Below are 26,278 nucleotides of genomic sequence, written 5' to 3' on the forward strand. Positions count from 1 at the left end.
TGTTATAAGTAATGTTTAGCATGTAGGTTTCATTAAGAACAGGTATAAAGTTTGAGGTTTTGTAAATACCTGTGTTGTCTGTGTCTATAAAGTTAAAGGTGTTGTTATTAGAATCTGTAATACGTACCACAGCATTTAAAGCAGGAGGCACATTTGTATCAAAATAAGGAGCTGTTCGGGTTAGTATGATTTGCTGTTCGTTTCCAGGAGTGTTATCAAACCAATTAATAGAAGCTTCAATAACAAGTTTTTCAGGTGCTGTAGGCACTTCTAGATCTATAACATTTTCGCAATTACAGAAAACTAAGGTGGTAAGAAGTAGTATAATTATGCGTGTCATACAATTAAAATTTAAAATTATAGCTAACTGAAGGAACAATACCAAAAATGGTTAGTTTAGAGGCTTCATTTTGGCCTGTCATACGATTTTCGCCAAAGCTAATAGATGCGGCATTATACCTATTATAAACATTATAAATTCCAAATACCCAGGAACTTTGCCAACCTTGTTTTTTTTCTGGTTTTGGTGTATAAGTAGCAGATACATCTAACCTGTGATAATTAGGTAATCGATCTTCATTTCTATTACTAAAACTAGGAATACTTAAGCCATTATATTGGTATTGTCCGTTTGGATAAGTAGTGGGCTGACCCGTTTGAAATACAAAATTAGCATTAAGATTCCATTTTTTATTTAGGTCGTAACTTGTTGTTACGGAAATATCATGAGTTTTATCGTAAGCCGTATTATACCAATTACCATTATTTATACCTGTTTCAAGTGCTGTTCGTCCTGGTGTGCGTTGTTCGCTTTTAGAAAGTGTATAAGCAACCCAACCTTTAAATTGACCTTTATTTTTTTTGAATAACATTTCTAAACCGTAAGCTCGTGCTTCTCCATTTAATATCACTTGTTCGATAGCATCGTTCGCTATTAAGTCTGCACCATCGATATAGTCTATTCTATTCTGTATTTTTTTATAAAACGTTTCAACTTCTAAGGAGTATTTAGAATTGCTTATGTTTTTAAAATAGCCAAAAGCAACCTGATCTAAAAGCTGTGGTTTTACAAATTTACCACTAGGTGTCCATATATCCAAAGGTGTTGGCGAGGTTGTGTTGGACAACAAATGTAAATATTGAGATAAGCGGTTATAACTTGTTTTTAAAGATGTCGTTTCATTTAATTGATAGGATAATGAAAAGCGAGGTTCTAAATTTGCAAAAGATTTGATAATATCACTTCTTTTAAACGTTTCTACACCTGTAGGATTTGCCTTTTGATAGATTCCAAAGGTTGGATTATAATTGACAGGGTTGTTATTGGAATATGTATTTAATTCATTCTGACCTAAGCGTAAAAAAGAGCTTAATCTTAGCCCGTAGGAAAGTGTAAGATTGTTGTTTATAGAATGCTCGGCATCTATATAAATAGCATTTTCGAAAGCGTATTTTTTAATTAGTTCTCTAGGGTTAATACCAGATGTAGGTGTAGAAGGTTCAATTTCTCCGGGATTAAAGGTATGGTAGATACTATTAATTCCATATTGAAGTTTAAACTTATCTGTGATATAATGTTTAAAATCGTATTTAAAATTAAAGTTTGCTATTCCTGAAATATATTCAAACTCTACGAAGTTTAAGTCTAATCCGTAATAGTAATCTGAATAAATTAAAGACATGTTAGAAAATAATTTATCAGAAAATAAATGATTCCACCTAAAATTTATAACTGCATTACCATAAATGTTTTCAAAACTATCGGAGATATTAAATACATCCCGACCAAAATACCCTGAAAGGTAAATATTGTTCTTATCGTCTAAATTATAACTTAGTTTGGTGTTTAAATCGTAAAAATAAGCCACATTATTATTATCGAAAAGGGGAAGAAATAAGTGCGCATAAGACGAACGACCACCAAACAAAAATGATCCTTTTTCTTTTTTTAGTGGACCTTCAATAAGTAAACGACTAGAAATTAAACCAATGCCACCATTCATAGCTAATTGATTACTGTTTCCTTCTTTTTGATAAATATCTAACACAGAAGACACACGACCACCATAACGCGCAGGAATGCCACCTTTGTAAAGTTTTATATCTTTAATTGCATCTGGATTGAAAACAGAGAAGAACCCAAATAAGTGAGACGAATTATAAATAGTTGCTTCATCTAATAAAATTAAATTTTGATCTGCCGCACCGCCCCGAACATTAAATCCGCTGCTGCCTTCTCCAGCATTAGTTACGCCAGGAAGTAAAGTAATTGCTTTAATAACGTCTGCCTCGCCAAAAACCACTGGTATATCTTTTATAGTTGAAGCTGTTAAGGTATTCACGCTCATTTGAGGCGTACGTAAATTAAGTTTTTCTACATCGGAAGTGATAACGACTTCGTCTAAATCTTCAAAACTTTCTTCTAATTTGAAATTCTGTATAGTGCTTTGCGTTAAGTTTAAATTTTGATTGATGGTTTTAAAACCTAAAAACGATACTTGTATTTTATAAGATCCTTTAGAAATTGTAATGGAGTAGAAACCATATTCATTAGTAACAGCACCCGTTTGTAGTTCGGGAATAATGACGTTTACACCAATTAAACTTTCGTTTGTTTTAAGTTCGGTAATAGTACCACTAAGAGTAATGCTTTCTTGGGCATTGCTAAAACTGCTAATTAAAAGAAAAAAAGATATAAATAGATGAGATAATGGTGTTTTCAAGTGATGGGGTATATGATATGTAAAATTACGAAAAACTACTTGAATCATAGTAGCTTAATCTATATGTTATAGTTAAGTTTTTAATTTTTCAGCATAAATAAATAACAATTAATAATTTATGAATGTAATTATATATTTATATTGTATTAAATAATCAAATTAGTAAGCATGAAAAGAGTTTTACTATTAATCTTTTTATTATTTTCTTCATTTATTTATTCACAAGCTCCATTTGTTACAACTTGGGAAATTGAAAATAGTGTAGATAGAACTATTATAATTCCAATAACTGGGTCTGGATATAATTTTCAAGTAGATTATGGAGATGGTTATACAGAAAGTTATGTTTCAGGTAACATTCCGGTACATACATATTCCCAACCTGGAGTTTATACTGTAGAAATTTCTGGCGATTTTCCTAGAATAAACTTTCAAAATTCAACACAACAAAATAGAGAAAAGTTAAAAACTATAGAGCAATGGGGAGATATAGTTTGGAATAGCTTTGAATATGCTTTTTTTAAATGTAATAATTTAATTATTAATAGTTTGGATGTTCCTAACCTTTCCAATGTTAATAATATGAGACATATGTTTGATGGTTGCGGTTCTCTAAACACATCTTTAAATAATTGGGATGTAAGTAATGTTCAAAATACGAGCTATATGTTCGCTAATACTATAAATTTTAACCAGCCTCTTAGTAATTGGGATGTGTCTAGTGTAACAGATATGTCTGGTATGTTTTATAATGCCTTAAATTTTAATCAGTCTTTGAATAATTGGGATGTATCAAATGTTATAAATATGTCAGAAATGTTTTCAAATGCAGAAAACTTTAATAGCAATATTTCGAGTTGGAATACAGGTAATGTGACTGATATGAATCAAATGTTTACTTACGCTAAACACTTTAATTCAAATATTTCAAATTGGAATGTATCTAATGTAACAAATATGTATGGATTGTTTTCGAATGCAGAATCATTTAATCAAAACTTAAATAATTGGCAGGTTGGAAATGTTATAAATATGAGTTATTTATTTAATCAATCCATCCAATTTAATGGTTTGTTAGATAATTGGAATGTTTCAAATGTAACAAACATGTCTAATTTGTTCAAAGGAGCAATTAACTTTAATCAACCAATAAACAATTGGGATGTTTCAAATGTTATCGATATGACTGAGATGTTTCGTGGAGCGGAAAACTTTAATCAACCGCTTAATAATTGGAATACTTCTAGTGTTACTTCTATGTATGGTATCTTTAGATTTTGTCTTAGTTTTAATCAAGATATTAATTCATGGTTTACATCAAATGTAACAAACATGTCTTATATGTTTGATGGATGTATTAGTTTTAATAAAGATATATCTGTGTTAGATTTTTCAAATGTTACAAACATGTCTTATATGTTTAATGGTTGTAGCAGTTTTGATCAAGATTTTCATTTATGGAATTTTAACGATACTGTAACCCTTAACTATTTTATTGCAAACACAAATTTATCTATCTTAAATTATGAAAGTTTTCTAGCTACATTAAATAATTCTTCTATTAATCCTCAAACACTTTTTAATACAAACTTAAAGTATTGTGAAGAATCTGAAAGAGACAGTTTAATAGTAAATGGTTGGACTGTCAATGAAGATATACATGTGTTTGATTGTAATAGTACTTTAATTCCTGGAGCATTTGTAACTTCATGGATTGTTGATAATACTAATGGATTAACCATAGAAATACCGACAGATTTTAATGAAACATATAACTACACTATAGATTTTGGAGATGGAACCACACAAAATAACGTAGCTACTAATATTTCCCATACTTATTCACAAGCTGGACAATATAATATTTCTATTACTGGAATTTTTCCACACTTAAATTTTGCATATACTACAAATTCAACTACAAATAATAAAATTAGAAGTGTAGAACAATGGGGCTCTATAAATTGGACATCTATGGTTAATGCTTTTTTTAATTGTAAGAATATACAAATTAATGCAAGTGATATTCCAAACCTTACAAATGTATCCTCATTGGAAGGTATGTTTTTTGGAGCAACTCATATGAATTCTAATATTAATAATTGGGATGTTTCAACAATATCTAATTTTTCAAAAATATTTGTTAATGCAAAAAACTTTAATCAACCTTTAGATAGTTGGAATATGTCTAATGCAATAGATTTGTCGTCTTTTTTTGCTAGTGCAGAAGCTTTTAATCAACCTTTAAATAATTGGGATGTTTCTAATGTGCAAAATATGTCTGGAACATTTAATTCAGCAATCGCTTTTAATCAACCCTTAGATTCTTGGAATGTTTCAAGTGTTTCAAATATGGAAAGTATGTTTACGGGTTGTTTATCTTTTAATCAGGATATCAATAACTGGGATGTTTCAAATGTAACAAATATGGCTAGTATGTTTGCTAAAGTTTATATAAATCTATCCTATCCAGACGATATGATATTTAACCAACCTTTAAATGATTGGGATGTTTCAAACGTAACAAATATGAATAGTATGTTTGAAGAATCTATAAATTTTAATCAACCTTTAAATAATTGGAATGTTGGTAATGTTACAGTTATGAAAGATATGTTTAAGAAAGCATCATTATTTAATCAATCTTTAGCTACTTGGAATGTTTCAAATGTTACAAATATGGAAAGTATGTTTGAAGAAGCAGAAGCTTTTAATCAACCCTTAAATAGTTGGGATGTTTCTAACGTAGCTTCTATGAGTTATATGTTTGCTAATGCTATTTTATTTAATGAACCTATAAATAACTGGAATACTTCATCAGTTCAGAATTTATCCTATGCTTTTTTTGGAGCAGAATCTTTTAATCAACCATTAGATAATTGGAATGTATCAAACGTAACAGATATGCAATTTATGTTTCTAGATGCGATTAGTTTTAATGAGAATATTTCAACTTGGGATACTTCTAATGTAACATCTATAGAAGGTATGTTTAAAAATGCTCAAGCATTTAATCAACCTCTAAATGCTTGGAACCTAAGTAACGTTATAGACATGACCTTATTATTTGATGATGCTATAATGTTTAATCAGCCTTTAGATAATTGGCAATTTCCAAATGTACAAACTTTAACAGGTGTATTTAGGAATGCAAAAGCTTTTAATCAAGATATAAATAGTTGGGACACTAGTAATGTACTAAGCATTAATAATTTATTTAATGGAGCAGAATCTTTTAATATGCCCTTAAATAATTGGAACGTGTCAACTGTTTTTACTATGCAAAATACTTTTCGTAATGCTAAACAGTTTAATCAAGATATTTCAAATTGGAATACTTCAAGTGTAACCACATTTGCTGGGATGTTTAACAAGGCAGAAAATTTCAATCAGCCACTAAATTCTTGGAATATTTCTGGAGCAACTAGTTTAAGCAGCATGTTTTCTGAAGCCACTAGTTTTAATCAACCCCTTAATAACTGGAACACATCTGGAATACAAGTGTTTAGTAATATGTTTTATTTTGCAAGTGAGTTTAATCAAGCACTAAACACATGGGATTTTTCATCAGCAAACTCAGGAAACGGAATTTTTTACAACTTTTTAAGTTATTCAAATTTGAACACTTTAAATTATGATTTAATTTTAAATAGATTAGCTAATTTTACATTTCAATCTTCTTCTATATTTTTTGGTGCACATGGCTTAAAATATTGTAACGAAATAGATCGTAATTATCTAATAAATGATTTAAGCTTTTCTATGAATGGCGATAGTTTAAGTAGCCAATGTAACCAAATAAATATAATTATAAATTTTGATGAAGATTTGTCTGGTTGTAATCCAACTACAGATATAGAATTACAGAATATTCCCATTACCATAACAACGCCACAAAATAGTAGTATATTCAGTTCTAATAACTCAACAATAAATTTAAATATCAATTCATATGATTTTAGTTTAAACAATTTACCAAATAATATACAAAGTAATCCATTAACGCAAAATGTGACCTTTACAAATTCTGGAAATACTCAAAACATTGAATTTTGTTTATCGAGTTCTTCTCTTTTCAATGATGTAGCTGTGACTATTGTTCCATTAAATGCGGCTAGACCTGGATTAGTATCCCAGTATAAAATTATAACAGAAAATTTAGGTAGCCAGACGTTACAGAATTTAGATATTACTTTCACATATAATCAAACGCAACAAACGTTTATAAACAGTACAATTCCTACTACAAGTCAGACTTTAAATGAGTTAGTTTACCAAATTTCTTCTTTAGGTCCTTTAGAAATTTCAGAAAACACCCTTAAATTTCAAAATGCAGTGCCTCCTATAATGGATTTAGGTCAAACATTACTGCTTGAGGTTGAAACAGTTATGGTAAACGATATCAATACATCTAATAATATATTTACTCTAAATCAACCCGTTGTAAATTCTTACGATCCTAATGATAAATTAGTTTTACAAGGTGACTCGATTTATTATAATGAAATTGATCAATATCTTACATATACTATTAGATTTCAAAATACAGGAAATGCTAATGCATTAAATGTATCTATATTAGACCAACTACCATTTAATAGTCAATTTAGTACATTTAAGGTTTTAAGTTCTAGTCATGCATATACTGTAAAAAATGTGTTTTTTAATTTTCTAGAATTTAATTTTGATACTATCAACCTCGTACCACAATCAGTAGATGAAGAACTTAGTAAGGGCTTTATAGTGTATCAAGTTAAACCATTGCAAACTTTAAATGTTGGAGATTTTATTAGTGGTAGTTCTGCTCAAATATTTTTTGATTTTAATGCTCCAATTACTACAAATGCAGTTCAGACCGAAATTATTGAATCTGTGCTAAGCACTGTAGACTTTTCAGAAATTGCCTTTAATCTTTATCCAAATCCCACCACTAAAGAGAAAGGGGTTACATTAATTAATTTCAACAATCATAAAATTAATCTTGTAAAGATATATGATTTAAGAGGTATTCTGTTAGTTACTAAAACAGACGATTTTGATTTTATAGACATGTCAAATTTGAATTCTGGAATTTATTTAATAGAATTAAGCACTGATTCAAAAAAAGTTATTAAAAAAGTAATAGTTAACTAAAAACCAAAAAAGCACCCAAAATGGGTGCTTTTTTTACTTTATAAGTTTTAAGCTTATTTTAATTGACCTAAAATAGAATTTAATGTTTTACTTGGACGCATTGCTTTTTCTAATAAAATTTCCTGAGGCATATAATAACCACCAATTTCTACAGCACTACCTTGAATATCGTTTAACTCGGCAACAATAGTAGACTCGTTATTTTTAAGGTCGTTAGCTATGTTTTCAAATTGTGCTTTTAACTCGGCATCTTTAGTTTGATTTGCTAAAGCTTCAGCCCAATACATGGCTAAGTAAAAGTGAGAACCACGATTGTCTAATTCTTTAGCTTTACGGCTTGGTCCTTTTTTATTTTCCAATAACTTCTCAGTTGCTTCATCTAAGGCGTCACCTATAATTTTAGCTTTCGGGTTATTGTTAACCGTGCTAAAGTGTTCTAAAGAAACTGCTAGTGCTAAAAATTCACCTAAAGAATCCCAACGTAAATGGTTTTCTTCTGTAAACTGGTCCACATGTTTTGGAGCAGAACCACCTGCACCGGTTTCAAATAAACCTCCACCATTCATTAATGGTACAATAGATAACATTTTAGCCGAAGTTCCTAATTCTAAAATTGGGAATAAATCGGTTAAATAATCACGTAATACGTTTCCAGTTACAGATATCGTGTCTAAACCATCTTTAACACGCTTTAAAGTGAATTCTGTAGCTTTTATAGGAGATAAGATATGAATTTCTAAACCTTCAGTATCATGATCTTTTAAGTACGTATTTACTTTTTTAATTAATTCGGCATCGTGAGCTCTGTTCTCGTCTAACCAAAATACAGCAGGTGTTTGTGAAGCTCTAGCTCGGGTAACCGCTAGTTTTACCCAATCCTGGATAGGTGCATCTTTAACTTGACACATTCTCCAGATATCACCAGCTTCAACGTTATGAGAAATTAAAACAGTTCCATCGGCATCTACCACATCTACTTTTCCAGCTGTTTCGATTTCAAAAGTTTTATCGTGAGATCCATATTCTTCAGCTTTTTGAGCCATTAAACCTACATTAGGAACAGTTCCCATAGTGGTAGGATCGAAAGCACCATGCTTTTTACAAAAGTCTATAGTTGCCGTATATACGCCTGCATAACTACTGTCTGGAATAACTGCTTTAGTATCTTGTTGTTTCCCTTCAGCATTCCACATTTGTCCAGAAGTCCTAATCATTGCAGGCATAGATGCATCAATAATTACATCACTTGGGACATGTAAATTGGTAATACCTTTGTCGCTATTAACCATAGCAACATCTGGAGCATCAGCAAAAGCTGTAGCTATATCTTCTTCAATTAAAAGACGTTTTGCTTCAGGTAATTCCTGTAAATTTTTAACCAGGTTTCCAAAACCATTATTTACATCTACACCAATTTCATCAAAGGTTTCTCCATGTTTTTCAAATAAATCTTTAAAAAATACACGAACTGCATGACCAAAGATAATTGGGTCAGAGACTTTCATCATAGTCGCTTTCATATGTAAAGAAAACAAAACACCAGATGCTTTAGCATCTGCTACCTGTTCTTCTAAAAAGCTTAGTAATGCCTTCTTGCTCATTACGGTGGCATCAATAATTTCACCTTTTAATAGGTTTAAATTACTTTTTAAACTTGTTTTTGTACCGTCTTGACTTGTATGTACTATTGAAACCGAAGTCACTTCATTTAAAGTAACCGATTTTTCATTGTGGGCAAAGTCACCTGCACTCATAGTTGCAACATGAGTTTTAGAGTCGCTAGACCAAGCCCCCATAGAATGTGGATTTTTCTTTGCGTAGTTTTTTACTGCTTTAGGCGCACGACGGTCCGAGTTACCTTCACGAAGTACTGGGTTTACAGCAGATCCTTTTATTTTATCGTAACGAGATTTAATATCTTTTTCTTCAGCTGTGTTTGCATCTTCCGGATAATTTGGTACAGCATAACCTTTAGCTTGTAATTCGCTAATCGCCTCGTTTAATTGAGGCATAGAAGCACTTATATTTGGTAATTTTATAATATTAGCCTCAGGTTGTTTTGCTAATTCACCTAATAAACTTAAATCATCTGCTATTTTTTGATCATCATTTAAGAAATCTGGAAAAACAGCTAAAATACGTCCGGCTAAGGAAATATCTTTAGTTTCAATATGAATACCTGAAGGTTCTACAAACGATTTTACTATTGGCAAGAACGATCGTGTTGCTAAAGCAGGCGCTTCATCTGTAATGGTATAAATTATTTTTGGTGTGTTTGACATATAATTGGATTTAATTTGATCTAAAATTTTAAGCGAAGCGAATATACGAAAATGCTTAGTTTTATTAAAGTTTAATTGTAGTCCAACCTTGCTTTTAACTTTTTATTAAAAGTTTTGACCTTTATTTACTAGAATCTTATTTTTAGTTACTTCTTTTATGAAATGTCTAATTGAAATGCATCCAGAAGTCCTGAAAGATTCGTATTAAGAAATTTAGCATTTTTAAGCTGATTTTTTTCCGGGTTAATTGAAAAATTTTCGGCAGTTCTAAAATCTGTAGACATTAAATTGGTTTGCTCAAAAATAGCATGTTTAAGGTTGCAATTATTGAATGTTGAAAAACTTAAATTTGCACCTGTAAAATCAGTTTGTTGTAAAGAACAAGATTCAAACGTTGTATGTTTGAGTTGAAGAGAATTAAAAAGTGCTAAATCCAGTTTACAGTGGTTAAATTTTACACTTAATAAAAATGGATTACACTCAAGCAAAGGGAAACCAACCATTTTGCAATTTTTAAAATCTGTTTCTTTAAAAGTAGCATCTTTTAGTTTGGTCAAACTCAGGTCACAATCTACAAATTCACATTCTAAAAAACTATATCCAGAGAGGTATGCCTCTTTAAAATTACAATTTACAAACGTACAATTATCGTATTCTGCCTGTTTTGGTGGTGTCGACAAATTCTTAAATACCTTGTCTGGAATAAACTCTAAACTCATGGAGTTAAAAATAAAAAAAGCCTTGAAAAAATCAAGGCTTTAAATACTATTAAGTAGAAAAAATTATTTTCTTCTAGCTTCTTTAATTCTAGCTTTCTTACCAGTAAGTTCTCTAAAGTAGAAAATACGAGCTCTACGAACTTTACCTTTTTTGTTTACTTCAATTTTCTGTAAAGCAGGTAAGTTAATTGGGAAGATACGCTCTACACCAACGGTACCAGACATTTTTCTAATTGTAAAAGTTTCTGAAGCTCCAGAACCTCTTCTTTGCAGTACGACACCTCTAAAAAACTGTGTACGTACTTTTTCACCTTCACGAATTTCGTAAAATACAGTAATTGTATCTCCAGCAGAAAATTCAGGTAAATCTTTTTTAGTTACAAATTCGTTTTGTACAAAATTTACTAACGACTCCATTTTTAATTTATTTATAGTTATTTCAAGCCAACATTCACGGATCTCGCCAGAGGTTAACTCAAAGTGGCTGCAAATATAACTATTATTATATTATAAAATTATTTTTTACTTATTTTTTTAAAGAATTGCTCAGTTATTTGAGTTGCTGAATATCAGCTATTTACATAGCTTAAATCTAGGTATCTTCAAATAATTGACCTCTGTGTGGTTTTAAAGCGTCTCTAATAGGCTTCATTTCATCTTCTAAAACAACCATAAAAGCAATTGCATGTAGGTCGTTTACCAAATTAAAACCAGTAATGTTTAATTGTGTTTTTTTTATCGAGATAAATTCTTTTATATGCTTTTCGTGATGTTCTGCAATTTTTAATGCATCTGGACCTTTAAAGTCCCATATTAATTTAAGTTTTCTCACGGTTTATAAATTTTTATAAAAATAAAGGTTTAGATATAAAAAAACCTATAATAAATATAAAATTGTGCCGTTTAACTAAGCCTATTCAATAGTATTGTTTAATCGCTTATTATTACTATTTTTGTGTTCCAAATTTTTAATTCTTTATAATGAAACAACTTACGTTAAACGCCTTTTTCTTTCTGGCATTTGCATTTACCATGTTTTCTCAGCAAAACGACGTTTTATTTTCTGTAAACGACAAACCTATATATACTAAAGAGTTTGAGCGTGTTTATAATAAAAACTTAGATTTGGTTCAAGATGAATCTCAAAAAAATGTTGAAGGCTATTTAGATCTGTTTATTAACTATAAGCTTAAATTAGAAGAAGCTTACAGTTTAGGTTTAGATGAAAAACCAGCTTATAAGCGTGAGTTAGAAGGTTATGAAAGACAGTTAATTGATAAATATATTAATGATAATGAAGTAACCGATCAATTGGTTATGGAATCTTATGAGCGTTTAAAAAAAGAGATTAACGCCGACCATATTTTGGTTAAAATAGACCAAAATGCCTCTCCTGAACAAGAACGTTTAGCTTTAGAGGAAATAAAAAAACTTGGAGCTCGTGTTTTGCAAGAAGGTTACGAAGCTGTGCAAAAAGATGTTCATAATGGTGCCACAATTTTTGCTGAAAATTTAGGGTATTTTACAGCTTTTAAAATGGTTTACGAATTTGAAAATGCAGCTTACGAAACTAAAGTAGGAGAAATTTCAGAGCCTTTTAGAACTCAATTTGGATACCATATTGTAAAGGTTAACGATGTTAGAGACAACCGTGGAGAGATTACTGTGGCACATATAATGGTTCCAGGACAAGATAAAGCATTAATAGATCAAATATATAAACGTCTAGAGCAAAACGAAGAGTTTGAGTCTTTAGCAAAACAGTATTCTATAGACAAGAGTTCTGCCAATCGAGGTGGTGTTTTGCCTCCATTTACTGGCGGACAGTTAAGCAGTTCAGAATTTGAAGAAGCATCATTTGCTTTAAATACTATAGGTGCATACACCAAGCCTTTTAAAACAGAGTTTGGATGGCATATTTCTAAATTAATAGCTAAAAATAAGTTAGATACATTTGAAAATGAAAAATTTGGTTTAGAATCTAAAGTGAGAAAAGACTCGAGGTCTAGAATCCTAAACGATAAGCGTATAGAGAAACTAATGAAGATTTATAATGTTTCTTATAATAATTCAAAACTAAAAACTTTTGAAAAGGCTCTTAATGATGATTATTTTAAAGGTTTATGGTCTGCACCAGAAAACATTAAAACTAATGAAACTTTAGTTTTAATTAAAAATAAGGCACTTACGTTTAACGACTTTGCTAATTTTTTAACTAATAGTCAACGTAAAATTCAAAGTAAGAAGCCATTTAATCTTCTTGTGAGCCAATTGTACAAAGACTTTATAGATCGTAACCTATCATTATATCAGGAAGAAAATTTAGCAAATGAAAATGAGGAATTTGCTGCTATATTTAATGAGTATAAGGAAGGTTTACTATTATTTGATTTAATGGGAAGCGAAATTTGGAATGCTGCTACAAACGATTCTTTAGCTTTAAAAAATTATTTTGAAACTCATAAAAACAACTATAAATTTAAAACTAGAATTGTTGCAACTATAAGTTCTTCAGCTAAAAAAGATATTGCAAAAAAAGTTGCAAAAGATTTAAAAAACGAAATAGCACAAGATCAATTGGCAAACAAGTATAATACTTCTGAAATTAATGTAACCATCAACTCTGGAACTTATGAATTAGAAGACCCAGCATTACCGTCAGATTTAAAACTTAAAAAAGGGGTTTCTAAAGTATATTTCCATAATAATGCTTACTTAGTAATAGATGTAAAAGAAATTTTACCAGCAGGACAAAAAACTTTTGAAGAGGCTAAAGGTTCGGTAATTAGCGATTTTCAAGATGAAAAAGAGGTAAATTGGGTAAAGTCTCTTAGAGAAAAATATAAGGTTACTATAAATGAGTCTGAATTAAATCAATTAAAAAATAAATACAATTAAATTGATTAAAAACGCCACTTATATCGTATTGCTAATTTTGCTGTCTTCTTGTGAGTATTTCAAAAAAGAAGAAGCAGACAATGCAATTGCTAGAGTAAATGACGAATATTTATTTAAAAGTGATCTTATAGAAAAAACACCAAAAGATTTAAAAGGGAATGATAGTATTGCGTTTGTTCAAAATTATATTAACGAATGGGCAAAACAGCAGCTGCTTTTAAATGGAGCAAAACAAAATTTAAGTGATGAACGACTTGAAGAGTTTGATATTTTGGTAGAACAATATAAAAAAGACCTATACAGTAATGCTTATTTAGAGGCATTAGTGAGTAGAAATTTAGATACTATAGTTAAAGATGAAGTCGCTAAAATTTATTATACCAATAATTCTGAAGCATTTAAGCTCAATGAAGATTTGGTGAAGCTGAAATATATAACCGTAAATAAAGACATTAACAGTTTAGAGCAAATTAAAACAAAATTTAGACGTTATAATAAAAAGGATAAAGCCGATTTGGAGCGTCTAAAAATTCAATTTAAGTCCTATGCTTTAAATGATTCTGTTTGGGTACGCTCCAGTCAAGTTTTAAATAAGCTTCCTGTTATTACAATAGACAATCAAAATGAATTGTTAAAAAAGTCTAACTTTATTGAGCTTACAGATTCAATAGACTTATATTTGGTGCAAATTAAAGACGTTTTATTACGCGGTGAGATTGCACCATTAAAATATGTAAGACCAACCATAAATCAGATTGTAATAAACAAACGTAAAGTAGATTTATTAAAAAAAATAGAAACAGATATTACCAAAGATGCAATTAAAAATAAAAAATTTGAAATTTTCAATTAAATATAGCCTCATAGCATTAAGCTTACTAGCAAGTGTTCAAACCATTTTTGCACAAGAAATTATTTTAGAAGAAGAAACGGAAACTGTAAAAGATACTGTTATACCAAATCAAGCCATAAAAGTAGATGGCGTTGCTGCAGTGGTTGGTGACTATATTGTTTTAGATAGTGATATTGATAAAAATATTTTACAATTAAAGGCAGCGGGAGTTTCTACTAAGGAGTTTTCGAGATGTCAGATATTTGGAAAGTTATTGGAAGATAAGCTATATGCTCATCATGCTATACAGGATAGTATTTCTATTTCAGATTTAGAAATCCGTTCTTATGTAGATCAACAAATACAGCAGTTTTTAGCTCAGACCAATGGTTCTATGGAAGAGCTGTTAAAGTTCTATAATCAGGACAATGAAAAGGAATTTAGAGAGGAAATGTTCGAGATTAACAAGTCACAACGTTTAGCCTCAGAAATGCAAAAGAAGATTGTAGATGAAGTTGAAATTACACCAGAAGAAGTAAGAGAGTTTTTTAATAAAATCCCGAAAGACGAGCGTCCAACATTTGGAACAGAACTTAAAGTATTACAAATTGTTTTAGAGCCCAAGGTGACTGAAGAAGAGGAGCAAAGAATTATAAATCAGTTAAAAGAATACCGAAAAGATGTTTTAGAAAATGGAGCAAGTTTTAGTTCTAAAGCAGTATTCTATTCTCAAGATCCAGGTTCCGCATCAAAAGGTGGTAAATATACCTTAAACAGAAAAAAACCTAGAATGGTAAAAGAGTTTCGTGAAACAGCTTTTTCAATGGAAGAAGGAGAAATTTCAGAACCTTTTAAAACAGATTTTGGTTACCATATTATTTACTTAGAAAAAATTAGAGGTCAGGAATACGATGTTAGACACATTTTACTATTGCCTAAAATAGCAAATAGCTCTGTAGCTGAAGCTAAAGAGAAATTAGAAGAGGTACGTGTAAAAATAGAAGCTGGAGAAATTTCCTTTGAAGATGCTGCTAAAGAAATTAGTGAAGATGAAGAATCTGGAAAATTAGGAGGATTACTTAGGAACCCAGTTACTCAAGATTTTAGTTTTGAATTAACCAAAATGGACCCTGAATTATATAGCCAGATTCAGAATTTAAAAGAAGGTGATGTCAGTGAAGTAATTTCGGAACAAGATAGAAAAGGTGCTTTAAAATATAAGTTATTAATGGTAAAAGATAGAACAGACGAGCATATTGCAGATTACGCCAAAGATTACTTGAAAATTAAAGAATTAGCTTTAAACGAAAAGCGTTTTAAAGCTATAGACAAATGGCAGGATGAAAAAATAATGGATACTTATATTAAAGTAAGTGAATCTCATAGAAGCTGTGACTTTAATAGTAATTGGTTAAAGCAATAGTTATAACTTTTTAAATAATCTAATTAAAAACCTTTGATGTATTTCAAAGGTTTTTTTATACTTTTTACTATTTTAGTAAACCTAAACATATATAGATGTCAGACGTTAAAGCGATAGAAAATTTAGTTGAAAAATATACCCAATTAAAACAAGAGGTAGCAAAAGTTATCATTGGTCAAGATAAAGTAGTCGAGGAGATTTTAATTAGTGTATTTTCTGGCGGACATGCTTTGCTAGTTGGAGTTCCTGGTCTAGCTAAAACATTAATGGTTAATACAATTTCTAAGGCTTTAGGATTACATTTTAAGCGTATACAGTTTACCCCAGATTTAATGCCGAGTGATATTCTTGGAAGTGAGATTTTAGATGAAAATAGAACCTTTAAATTTTTAAAAGGTCCTATTTTTTCTAATATAATTCTTGCAGACGAGATTAACCGTACACCTCCAAAAACACAAGCTGCACTGTTAGAGGCTATGCAGGAAAGATCTGTAACTGTCGCTGGACACCACTATAATCTAGACTTGCCTTATTTTGTTTTGGCTACTCAAAACCCTATAGAGCAAGAAGGAACTTATCCTTTACCAGAAGCACAGTTAGATCGTTTTATGTTTTCTATTAATTTAGAATATCCTTCTTTTCAAGAAGAAGTAGATGTGGTTAAAGCTACAACGTCAAACAAAAAACCTGTAGTAAATGCTTTATTTACAGCACAAGAAATTATAGATTTTCAGGATTTAATTCGTAGGATTCCAGTAGCAGATAATGTTATTGAATATGCAGTTCGTATGGTTGGAAAAACCAGACCCTTAAGTAATGAAGCTACACACTTGGTTAAAAGTTATGTCGATTGGGGTGCAGGTCCAAGAGCATCACAAAATCTTATTCTAGCAGCTAAAACTCATGCAGCCGTAAATGGTAAATTTTCTCCGGATATTGAAGATGTTCAAGCGGTAGCCACAGGAATTTTACGTCATAGAATGATTAAAAATTATAAAGCCGAAGCAGAAGGAATTACAATTGAGCATATTATAAAAAGCTTATTTTAAACTAAAAAGATTATAATTTAGATTTATAACTTTAACTAAACTTTTGAAATTTACTAAAAAACGTGTTTTTGGATTAGATGTCATTAGAGCAATAGCTATTTTATTAGTCCTTTGTTCACATTCTACGCTCTTAATTGCTCCAAATTCAAGTTCTTCAATAGTTTTTGCAATTAAATTTTTTGGTACAATAGGCGTCGATGTTTTTTTTGTTTTAAGTGGGTTTTTAATTGGAGCTATAATTTTAAAACAAATAGAATTAGAACAAACAACGTTTAAAAATATATTTCATTTTTGGGTAAGGCGTTGGTTTAGAACATTACCAAACTATTATTTAATTTTAATTATTAATATTGGTTTAGTTTATTTTCTTTTTAAAAGTACAAACATTAATTTTTTAAATTATTTCTTATTTCTTCAAAATTTTAAAACTGCTCAACCTGATTTTTTTACGGAATCTTGGAGTTTGTCAATAGAAGAGTTTGCGTATGTCTTTATGCCAGCTCTATTGCTGTTATTTGTTGTTTTAAAAAGAAAAATTACGGCTAAACTTTTTTTACAACTTAGTTTGGTTTGCATTTTAATAATTACTTTAAACCGTATATATTTCGATTTAAATTTATCTGAAACCACTGCGGAATGGTCAGCGTCATTAAGAAAGGTTGTAATATTTAGATTGGATAGTATTTACTATGGGTTTATAGCAGCTTATATTTTTAAATACATGCCGTCTAATTGGGAAAAGTACCGCTATATGAGTGCTTTTGCAGGCGGTTTACTGTTCTTGTTAATGCATTTTTATATTTTTTATACAGGAATAAAACCTAATATAGAATATACTTTTTTTAATGTGTTTTACTTGCCGTTACTTTCGTTAAGTATTTTATTATTGTTTCCAGTACTATATCAAATTAAAATTAATGGTTTTTTAAATACTATTATCACTAAAATAAGCCTATGGTCTTACAGCTTATATCTTGTAAATTACAGTATTGTACTTTTAACTATGCAATACTTCATCAAGATTGATGATTTATCGTTGATAACTAATGTCTTTTGTCTTTTAGTCTTTTGGATTATATCATTTATTTTGGCATTTCTGCTATATATTTTTTATGAAATTCCTTTTACAAAACTTAGAGATTCAAAATTTATAAGAAAGAGATTTGAATAAAATTTTAACAATTTCATAATTTAGGAGTTTCAAAACTAGTGTTTTAATAAAAAAAGTCTTAATAAATTAATATTTTTTAAAGAAAACCCACTTCTTATGAAAGCTTAATAAGGAATTTTTAAAATTCTTAGATTTTTCGTAATTTCGCAGGGCAAAAAATTAATTAACTAAATAATAAAAACAAACTATATGGCATTCGATATTGATATGATTAAAAAGGTGTATAGTAATATGACAGAGCGTGTAGATGCTGCACGTAATGTTGTAGGAAAACCTCTTACACTTTCTGAGAAAATTTTATATTCTCACCTTTGGGATGGAACACCAAACAAAGCGTTTACTCGCGGTAAAGATTATGTAGATTTTGCTCCAGATCGTATTGCTTGTCAAGATGCAACTGCACAGATGGCTTTATTGCAATTTATGCAAGCAGGAAAAGATAAAGTTGCTGTTCCAACTACTGTACATTGTGATCACTTAATACAAGCCAAAAGTGGTGCTGCAACAGACTTAAAACACGCTAACGATGTTAGTAGTGAGGTATTTGACTTTTTAGAGTCTGTATCTAATAAATATGGGATTGGTTTCTGGAAACCAGGTGCAGGTATTATTCATCAAGTAGTTTTAGAAAATTATGCATTTCCAGGAGGAATGATGATTGGAACCGATTCTCACACTGTAAATGCAGGTGGTTTAGGAATGGTTGCTATTGGTGTTGGTGGAGCAGATGCTGTAGATGTTATGGCAGGAATGGCTTGGGAATTAAAATTTCCAAAACTTATTGGTGTTAAATTAACCGGTAAATTATCTGGTTGGACTGCGCCTAAAGATGTGATTTTAAAAGTAGCAGACATTTTAACTGTAAAAGGTGGAACTGGTGCTATTGTAGAATATTTTGGTGAAGGTGCAACCTCCATGTCATGTACTGGTAAAGGTACTATTTGTAACATGGGAGCAGAGATAGGCGCAACAACATCTACCTTTGGATATGATGAGTCTATGGAGCGTTATTTACGTGCTACAGACCGTGAAGATGTTGCAGATGCAGCAAATGAAGTGAAGTCGTACTTAACTGCAGATGCTGAAGTATATGCTAATCCGGAACAATACTTTGACCAAGTTATAGAAATTAACTTATCAGAATTATCTCCATTATTAAATGGTCCTTTTACTCCAGATTTATCTACTCCAGCAGGAAGTGAGATGACGGAGAAAGCTAATGCTAACGATTGGCCACTAACTGTAGAGTGGGGATTAATAGGTTCTTGTACTAACTCTTCTTATGAAGATTTATCTCGTGCCTCTTCAATTGCACAACAGGCATTAGATAAAGGTTTAGAAACTAAAGCAGAATTTGGTATTAATCCTGGTTCTGAGAAAGTACGTTACACAGCAGATCGTGATGGCATTCTTTCAATTTTCGAAAAATTAGACGCTAAAATATTTACAAATGCTTGTGGACCATGTATTGGACAATGGGCAAGATATAGCGATCCTAAAAATGCACCTAAAAACTCTATTATACATTCGTTTAACCGAAACTTTGCTAAACGTGCCGATGGGAACCCGAATACACACGCATTTGTTGCATCTCCAGAGATGGTTGCAGCAATAGCAATTGCAGGACGTTTGGATTTTAATCCTATGACGGATACCTTAACAAATAAAAATGGAGAGGAAGTAAAATTTGATGAGCCAACAGGATGGGAATTACCACCTAAAGGTTTTGAAGTTAAAGATAATGGTTACTTAGCACCAATGGAAGATGGAAGCGGTGTAAGTGTTGTGGTAAGTGAAGATTCAGAACGTTTGCAATTACTAACACCTTTCGAGCCAATTGGTAATGAAATTAAAGGTGCTAAATTATTAATAAAAGCGCATGGTAAATGTACTACAGACCATATCTCTATGGCAGGACCATGGTTACGTTTCCGTGGACATTTAGATAATATTTCTAACAACTGTTTAATTGGTGCGGTTAACGCTTATAACCAAAAAACAAACTTTGTTAAAAATCAATTAAATGGAGAATATGCTGGTGTACCAGATACAGCACGTGCTTATAAAGCTGCTGGTGTAAAATCTATAGTAGTGGGAGATCATAACTATGGAGAAGGTTCTTCTCGTGAGCATGCGGCTATGGAACCTCGTCATTTAGGTGTTGCTGCTGTTATCGTAAAATCTTTTGCGCGTATCCACGAAACAAACCTTAAAAAGCAAGGTATGTTAGGTTTAACTTTTGTTAACGAAGCAGATTATGATAAAATCCAAGAAGATGATACTATCAATTTCTTAGATTTAAATGAATTTGCTCCTGGAAAAACTTTAAATGTAGAGTTTGTACACGCAGATGGATCTAAAGATGTGATTGAATTAAATCATACTTATAACGAGTCTCAAATCGCTTGGTATAACGAAGGTTCTGCTTTAAATTTAATTAAAAGAGAAAATAATGCCTAATACAAATTAGGTCCTTTAATACTAAAGCTCTTGGATTATTATTCAGGAGCTTTTTTTATGTTAATAAGATGAGAATCAAAAAGCCGAAAGCCAATTTTTCAAATATATTAAGTGTAATTATTATTCTAATTTTAATAATACCACAAACTAGACGACAACTTCAGTTAGCTCTAAACACGTTAATAGCTCAATTTCCGCCTTATATAGAATCCAGGTCTGAGCGTAGAGATATAGATTCCTTCGAGTTCGAGCTAAAACATATTAATGGTGAAGATTTTAACTTATATCAGGCAAAATATAAAGTAACCATAGTGAGTTTTTGGGCTACTTGGTGTCCACCTTGTATTGCAGAATTACCTTCTTTAAATGCATTATATAAAGATTATAAGAATAATGTTGAATTTGTTTTTATTTCCAATGAAGATCCGTCTGTATTAAAAAAATTCTTAAAGGAGAATTCGTATAGTATTCCTGTTTATACTCCTAAAAGTGAAGCAGAAGATATTTATTTTAAACCTAGAACACTTCCAAGGACGCTTTTAATAGATAGACATTCTAGAATTGTTGTTATTGAAGAAGGTGCACGAAACTGGAATAGCGAAAAAATACGCGGTGTAATTGATAAATTAATTGTAGGTGATATTGTCTATTAACAGTAACATTAAAGAGTCTTAAAAAATGCTTTTATGAAAGACCAAGAAAATAAACTCATCATAATTTTTAAGTCTTCTGTAAATGAAGACTCTTCATCTAAGAAGGAAAACATGGTCTGTATACCGTTTTTAGTATAAAATTGACTAAATATCCATTCGCCTTTCTCATTACTGTCGCTTAACACTTTTAAAAACACTTTGTCGTAAAATTTATATTTTGAAATAAATAAATTTTTAGAGGGTTTTTGATTTGATTTTAGATTTTCTAAAATTTGACTCACTTTTTTTTCAGTGTGTTTAAAACTGTAACCTGTAGAACCTTTAACCCAGCTTCCTGCAGTACCAATTTTAGTAATGTTTTTGGTGTTATATTTCTCAAAAGGGAAATTCGTCATGGGAATTTGACCTTTTTCAACTTCTGTAATAGTGTAATTTGAGATATTTAGTTGTTCAGAAATATAACGCTTTAGGTAAGAATCGTAAACAGCATCTTCAACCAAATCTTTTGTAAAAAAAGTAAACTCTATAAGCGCCTCAGTTTCAGAAAAAGGTAACACGTAGGTAAAAGTGGTTTGATTGCCATCTTTCAGTCTAAAATCCATCATCGTAATCGCTTCAGGATTAAAAATTGCTTCATCGGTCTTTATAGTCCAGCCTTTAAAATGCTGAACTATGGATATAGCCTTATTGTTGTCATTAAAAAAATCATCAGGAATACGACTATCAAAAACATGCGATGCGGTATAGGTTTCATTTTTCGTATTCACAGAAATTATATTTGAGTCTACAGAAATAACTTCATCTAAAATAAATTGAAAATTAGACTTAGTTTTTAAAACATTAAAAGCATGTGTGTAAAAATCTATAGACTGTATAGATTTATATGTATATGGTGTTAGGTTTAATTCCTTTTTTGATTGGTTACCGTAAAAAAGAGCTTTTTGCCAGCTTTTATAAACTAAATGATTAAATTTTGTAGGTGTTTTTTCCCAGAAAGACCAAGTTTTATCGTTTACTTGTTTTTTATCTGGATCTATTAACGCTACTTTTTTGTCATGAAAAAAGGAATCCTCTGCAAAAGCTAAGGCTAACTGTAAACCAGCTAAACCATTTCCAATAATGATATAATCGAAATGCTTAGCAGACATAAAATATATTATTTTTTAAAGTATTTAAACGGCACAAATAACATCCCAAAACACTCTCCATCTCCTTTTCCTAAATGTTTGTGGTGCATTTTATGTGCACGTCTTACACCTTTAGCGTACCAATTATTAGCATTTCTAAACAACTTAAATCTTTGATGTATAAAAATATCATGAACAATAAAATAAGTAGCTCCATAAGCCATAATACCTAAGCCAATTGGTAAACAATACCATACACTTTTATAACTCCATAAATAAAAACAGATCATGCTTACAATAGCATAAAATATAAAAAAGGCATCATTACGCTCAAACCAGCTGTCATGCTTCTTATGATGATGGTCTTGGTGAAGTGACCACAAAAAACCATGCATAACATACTTATGTGTAAACCATGCCATAAACTCCATGCCAAAAAAAACGCCTAAAAAAACTAATATCCAGTAAACTGTAAACATTATGCTATTACATTAAATTAAGTTGATATTTTACATAGCTTCGTGTTAGAAGCTCTATTTTTTTATAATTAGGGACTCTAATTCTGGTCGACTTTATCTCTAAAGCTGGAGTTTTCTTTAATTTTTTTAATAGCTGACTATAATATCTATATGCCATAAAAACACCAAATTTTGCTTCGATAGGTAACTGTTTGATACCTTCAAGTCCTTTGGCAAAGTCAGATTCTATATCTTTTATTATGAATTGTTTATCTTCTTCATTTAAATTATTTAAATCTGTATTAGGAAAATAAGTACGTTCTAAAGTATCAAAATCCGCCTTCAAATCCCTTAAAAAATTCACCTTTTGAAACGCAGAACCCAAGGACATTGCTGTGTCCTTTAGTTCGTCGTATTTTTTGTTGTCACCTTTCACAAACACTTTTAAACACATAAGACCAACCACATCTGCAGAACCATAAATATAATTTTTGTACTCTTCGTCTGTCAAATAATTTTGTTTTGTAAGATCTAGTTTCATGCTGGACATAAACGCGTCCACCATATGTTTTTCTATATTACATTTATGGTAAGTATATTGAAAGGCATTAAGAATCGGATTTAAACTTATTTTATTCTGAAGTGCTTTTTCCAGTTCCAATTCAAAATCTTCAAATAATGACGGTTTATCGTAATCATGAAAACTATCTACAATTTCATCTGCAAAACGAACAAAACCATAAATATTATAGATGTCTTGCCGAATTGTATTAGACAACATTTTTGTTGCCATAGAAAATGACGTGCTGTAAGAAGTTGTAACAACCTTACTGCATTTATATGAAACCGAATCGAATAAACTCTTCATTTTTAATTGTGATGTTTGTTAATTAAATCTGCCACCAATTTACCCGAAATTAATGCTGGCGGGACACCTGGACCCGGAACTGTTAATTGTCCAGTAAAATATAAATTATCTATTTTTTTACTCTTTAAATTTGGACGTAAAAAAGCTGTTTGTAATAAAGTATTTGCCATTCCATAGGCATTACCTTTATAAGAATTATACTCGCTTATAAAGTCATTTACACAAAAACTCTCTTTAAAGATAATATTATTTCTAACTTTTTGACCAATTCTTAGCTCGAGACGTGATAAAATAATGTTAAAATAATCTTCTCTTAGTGCTTCTGTATCTTCTAATCCAGGTGCAATTGGTATTAGGAAGAAGCCAGCTTCGCAACCTTTAGGAGCCATAGTTAAATCTGTCTCTGAAGGAAAGTTAGCATAAAACAATGGTTCTGATGGCCATTTTGGATGGTCATAGATGTCTTGCGCATGTTTTTCGAAATTGGTATCAAAAAACAAATTATGGTGTTCTACGTTTTTAATTTTAGTGTCAAAACCAACATAAAAGAGTAGAGAAGAAGGAGCGAATGTTTTTTTGCTCCAATATTTTTCTGAATATTGTCTGTACGTTTGGTCTAAAAGTGTTTCAGAGTGGTGATAATCTGCACCACTTAATACAACATCAAAGTATTTTGTTTGACCATTTACTACAATGCTTTTAGCAGATTTATCTTCAACATTAATTTTTGAAACAGTGCTTTCAGTAAAGAAAATAACACCTAAACTTTTTGCCAAGCTTTCCATAGCCAATACAATTTGATACATGCCACCTTTTGGATGCCAAGTGCCTAGCCCGAAATCGGCAAAATTCATAAAACTGTAAAAAGAAGGTGTTTTATTGGGCTTGGCTCCTAAAAATAAAACAGGAAATTCTAGTGTTGATATTAATTTAGGGTTTTTAAATCGTTTTCTAACTTCACTACTTATCGTTTTAAAAAACTGATCTAATCGCGTGACTGTTTCTGGTGTTATAAGTTCCAACGGAGACAAACCAGGCTTTAAAACAACTTTATTTATAGCAATATCATAATTTTCTTGAGCCGTTTTTATAAACTTTTTTAAAGGTATCGAGCTTCCTGGTTCAATGCGTTCAAATTCCACACAAATTTTATCCATACAATCACCAATGGTTATGGTGTCATCTTCAAAAAATATTTTATAGGCAGGACTTAATTTGTCTAACTGATAATAATCTGAGGTTTTTTTACCAAATTCGGCAAAAAATTTATCAAATATATCTGGCATCCAGTACCAACTTGGTCCCATGTCGAATGTAAAACCATCTTTTACAAACTGTCTGCATCTTCCACCTACAGTGCTGTTTTTTTCAAAAACACTTACTTTGTATCCTGATTTTGCGAGATGACATGCTGCGGATAGTGATGAAAACCCTGAACCAATGATGGCAATTTCTTTATTCATTTAGTGGTTTGAATTATGTAGTTTAAAGCCTCTTTTGTTGTTTTAAAACTTTTAATTTGATCACAATCTTCTTTTTCTATAAAAGCTGTTAAACGTCCGGATATTAGTAATTGGTTAGAAGTGTCTTTAAGAAGTTTATTTTGAAATTCATTTAGATAACTTTCCAATAAATCCTTTTCCGGATGAACTGTAAAACAGGTTATAAACGTAATTTCATTATACAAATTTAAAAACGGCAACATACTATTAATGGGTACACTTTGTCCTAAATATAAAGTATGGTGGCCTTGTTTCAAAATTTCATAATTTGAATATAAAACCCCTAATTCATGAACTTCATTATCTGGTAAAAAAATAACATAAGCTTTAGATAATTTAGAATCCTCTTTATTTTCTAAAATACGTTCTATATTAAGTAATATTTTTTGCTTTATAAGCTCTACAATAAAGTGTTCGTGAGCAGGTGTAATTGTATTGGTTTGCCACAATAAGCCAATTTCATCTAAAAATGGAACTATAATATGGTAAAAAAGATACTCAAAAGGATGTTTTGAGGCTATTTCTCTATATATTTTAGTGAATAAACTTTGATCAAAGTTTAACATTGATAGTTTAAATAAATCCACATAATGATTATTACTATTTGCCTCTTGAGCAAGTTCAGATACTTTAGTAGAAATTGTGACTTCGTCTAATTTAGCAATCTTAGAGATTTTGTACCCGTTATTATTTAAATAAGCGATATTTAAAATCTTTTGTAAACTCTCAACACTATAGTATCTTATATTTGTATCTGTTCTATTCGGGTTAAATAAACCATAACGTTTTTCCCAAATTCTAATAGTATGTGCTTTTATACCGGAAAGATTTTCCAGGTCTTTAATGCTAAATTTACTTTTTATACTGTTCATTGTTTAGTAAAAATACTTAAACAAAATCAATTTAAATGAAATTGTTTATATAATTTTTGAATATATTAACATTTAGAATATGTAAAGTGAAGAGCAAAAAAAAAGCTA

19 protein-coding genes (1 of these 19 cut by a window edge) are annotated in these 26,278 nt (G+C 30.5%); 8 read left to right on the forward strand and 11 right to left on the reverse strand.

The features are described from left to right. Both C7H52_RS06815 and C7H52_RS06820 read right to left on the reverse strand, forming a co-directional pair. Positions 1-340: the beginning of a DUF4249 domain-containing protein gene (locus tag C7H52_RS06815; RefSeq protein WP_106463908.1), read on the reverse strand. The gene continues 476 nt to the left of window position 1, outside the view; 340 of the gene's 816 nt are visible here — the first part of the coding sequence; the start codon lies at positions 338-340; the stop codon falls past the left edge of the window. A gap of 4 nt (positions 341-344) precedes the next feature. Beyond that, on the reverse strand, positions 345-2,771 hold the full coding sequence (locus tag C7H52_RS06820) for a TonB-dependent receptor (RefSeq protein ID WP_106463150.1): 2,427 nt from the start codon (positions 2,769-2,771) through the stop codon (positions 345-347). A 120-nt stretch (positions 2,772-2,891) separates the two neighbouring features. On the opposite strand from C7H52_RS06820, the gene C7H52_RS06825 reads away from it, so the two are divergent. After that, positions 2,892-7,856, forward strand: a complete 4,965-nt coding sequence (locus tag C7H52_RS06825) for a BspA family leucine-rich repeat surface protein (protein ID WP_106463151.1) — start codon at positions 2,892-2,894, stop codon at positions 7,854-7,856. 53 nt (positions 7,857-7,909) lie between these two features. Here the strand turns inward: C7H52_RS06825 and C7H52_RS06830 are convergent, their stop codons facing one another. The 4 genes from C7H52_RS06830 to C7H52_RS06845 form a co-directional block, all read right to left on the reverse strand. Beyond that, entirely contained in the window at positions 7,910-10,138 is a 2,229-nt protein-coding gene (locus tag C7H52_RS06830; RefSeq protein ID WP_106463152.1) for an NADP-dependent isocitrate dehydrogenase, read from the reverse strand. A 155-nt stretch (positions 10,139-10,293) separates the two neighbouring features. After that, complete coding sequence (locus C7H52_RS06835; protein ID WP_106463153.1) at positions 10,294-10,857, reverse strand: pentapeptide repeat-containing protein; 564 nt, start codon at positions 10,855-10,857, stop codon at positions 10,294-10,296. Between the two features lie 63 nt (positions 10,858-10,920). After that, positions 10,921-11,274: a 50S ribosomal protein L19 gene (gene rplS / locus C7H52_RS06840; protein ID WP_106463154.1), complete on the reverse strand. Its 354-nt coding sequence runs from the start codon at positions 11,272-11,274 to the stop codon at positions 10,921-10,923. 175 nt (positions 11,275-11,449) lie between these two features. Then, a complete protein-coding gene (locus C7H52_RS06845; protein WP_106463155.1) occupies positions 11,450-11,689 on the reverse strand; it encodes a hypothetical protein in 240 nt (79 codons plus the stop codon). 149 nt (positions 11,690-11,838) lie between these two features. Here C7H52_RS06845 and C7H52_RS06850 point away from each other — a divergent pair, with 149 nt between their 5' ends. The 7 genes from C7H52_RS06850 (at position 11,839) to C7H52_RS06880 (ending at position 21,343) form a co-directional block, all read left to right on the forward strand. Then, positions 11,839-13,755 carry a peptidylprolyl isomerase gene (locus C7H52_RS06850; RefSeq protein WP_106463156.1) on the forward strand — a complete coding sequence of 639 codons (1,917 nt, stop codon included), beginning with the start codon at positions 11,839-11,841 and terminating at the stop codon, positions 13,753-13,755. A gap of 1 nt (position 13,756) precedes the next feature. Continuing rightward, positions 13,757-14,608, forward strand: coding sequence for a peptidyl-prolyl cis-trans isomerase (locus C7H52_RS06855; protein ID WP_245918579.1), 852 nt, complete (start codon positions 13,757-13,759; stop codon positions 14,606-14,608). Then, entirely contained in the window at positions 14,571-16,010 is a 1,440-nt protein-coding gene (locus C7H52_RS06860; protein WP_106463157.1) for a peptidylprolyl isomerase, read from the forward strand. The genes C7H52_RS06855 and C7H52_RS06860 overlap by 38 nt, the downstream gene beginning before the upstream one ends. Positions 16,011-16,105: 95 nt before the next feature. Then, on the forward strand, positions 16,106-17,059 hold the full coding sequence (locus C7H52_RS06865) for an AAA family ATPase (RefSeq protein WP_106463158.1): 954 nt from the start codon (positions 16,106-16,108) through the stop codon (positions 17,057-17,059). A gap of 43 nt (positions 17,060-17,102) precedes the next feature. Further along, positions 17,103-18,230, forward strand: a complete 1,128-nt coding sequence (locus tag C7H52_RS06870) for an acyltransferase family protein (protein WP_181256218.1) — start codon at positions 17,103-17,105, stop codon at positions 18,228-18,230. A 189-nt stretch (positions 18,231-18,419) separates the two neighbouring features. Further along, complete coding sequence (locus C7H52_RS06875) at positions 18,420-20,690, forward strand: aconitate hydratase (protein ID WP_106463160.1); 2,271 nt, start codon at positions 18,420-18,422, stop codon at positions 20,688-20,690. Positions 20,691-20,758: 68 nt separating this feature from the next. Further along, entirely contained in the window at positions 20,759-21,343 is a 585-nt protein-coding gene (locus C7H52_RS06880; RefSeq protein WP_106463161.1) for a TlpA family protein disulfide reductase, read from the forward strand. Between the two features lie 8 nt (positions 21,344-21,351). Here C7H52_RS06880 and C7H52_RS06885 read toward each other — a convergent pair whose 3' ends face one another. The 5 genes from C7H52_RS06885 to C7H52_RS06905 are packed head-to-tail and all read right to left on the reverse strand — an operon-like array spanning position 21,352 to position 26,170. Continuing rightward, positions 21,352-22,491: a lycopene cyclase family protein gene (locus tag C7H52_RS06885; RefSeq protein WP_106463162.1), complete on the reverse strand. Its 1,140-nt coding sequence runs from the start codon at positions 22,489-22,491 to the stop codon at positions 21,352-21,354. Positions 22,492-22,499: 8 nt separating this feature from the next. Then, on the reverse strand, positions 22,500-22,949 hold the full coding sequence (locus C7H52_RS06890) for a sterol desaturase family protein (protein ID WP_106463163.1): 450 nt from the start codon (positions 22,947-22,949) through the stop codon (positions 22,500-22,502). Between the two features lie 7 nt (positions 22,950-22,956). Then, positions 22,957-23,796, reverse strand: coding sequence for a phytoene/squalene synthase family protein (locus C7H52_RS06895; RefSeq protein ID WP_106463164.1), 840 nt, complete (start codon positions 23,794-23,796; stop codon positions 22,957-22,959). Between the two features lie 2 nt (positions 23,797-23,798). Continuing rightward, a complete protein-coding gene (locus tag C7H52_RS06900; RefSeq protein WP_106463165.1) occupies positions 23,799-25,259 on the reverse strand; it encodes a phytoene desaturase family protein in 1,461 nt (486 codons plus the stop codon). Beyond that, entirely contained in the window at positions 25,256-26,170 is a 915-nt protein-coding gene (locus C7H52_RS06905; RefSeq protein ID WP_106463166.1) for a MerR family transcriptional regulator, read from the reverse strand. The genes C7H52_RS06900 and C7H52_RS06905 overlap by 4 nt, the downstream gene beginning before the upstream one ends. Positions 26,171-26,278 lie beyond the last annotated feature (108 nt).

The organism is Aurantibacter aestuarii, from assembly GCF_003008425.1.
GTDB classification, from domain to species: Bacteria; Bacteroidota; Bacteroidia; order Flavobacteriales; family Flavobacteriaceae; genus Aurantibacter; species Aurantibacter aestuarii.

Coding starts and splice junctions, on each gene's coding strand:
- C7H52_RS06875 (WP_106463160.1), top strand. CDS start 18,420: ATGGCATTCGATATTGATATGATTAAAAAGGTGTATAGTAATATGACA.
- C7H52_RS06900 (WP_106463165.1), bottom strand. CDS start 25,259: ATGAATAAAGAAATTGCCATCATTGGTTCAGGGTTTTCATCACTATCC.
- C7H52_RS06820 (WP_106463150.1), bottom strand. CDS start 2,771: ATGATTCAAGTAGTTTTTCGTAATTTTACATATCATATACCCCATCAC.
- rplS (WP_106463154.1), bottom strand. CDS start 11,274: ATGGAGTCGTTAGTAAATTTTGTACAAAACGAATTTGTAACTAAAAAA.
- C7H52_RS06860 (WP_106463157.1), top strand. CDS start 14,571: ATGCAATTAAAAATAAAAAATTTGAAATTTTCAATTAAATATAGCCTC.
- C7H52_RS06880 (WP_106463161.1), top strand. CDS start 20,759: ATGAGAATCAAAAAGCCGAAAGCCAATTTTTCAAATATATTAAGTGTA.
- C7H52_RS06830 (WP_106463152.1), bottom strand. CDS start 10,138: ATGTCAAACACACCAAAAATAATTTATACCATTACAGATGAAGCGCCT.
- C7H52_RS06905 (WP_106463166.1), bottom strand. CDS start 26,170: ATGAACAGTATAAAAAGTAAATTTAGCATTAAAGACCTGGAAAATCTT.
- C7H52_RS06895 (WP_106463164.1), bottom strand. CDS start 23,796: ATGAAGAGTTTATTCGATTCGGTTTCATATAAATGCAGTAAGGTTGTT.
- C7H52_RS06885 (WP_106463162.1), bottom strand. CDS start 22,491: ATGTCTGCTAAGCATTTCGATTATATCATTATTGGAAATGGTTTAGCT.
- C7H52_RS06890 (WP_106463163.1), bottom strand. CDS start 22,949: ATGTTTACAGTTTACTGGATATTAGTTTTTTTAGGCGTTTTTTTTGGC.
- C7H52_RS06835 (WP_106463153.1), bottom strand. CDS start 10,857: ATGAGTTTAGAGTTTATTCCAGACAAGGTATTTAAGAATTTGTCGACA.
- C7H52_RS06825 (WP_106463151.1), top strand. CDS start 2,892: ATGAAAAGAGTTTTACTATTAATCTTTTTATTATTTTCTTCATTTATT.
- C7H52_RS06850 (WP_106463156.1), top strand. CDS start 11,839: ATGAAACAACTTACGTTAAACGCCTTTTTCTTTCTGGCATTTGCATTT.
- C7H52_RS06865 (WP_106463158.1), top strand. CDS start 16,106: ATGTCAGACGTTAAAGCGATAGAAAATTTAGTTGAAAAATATACCCAA.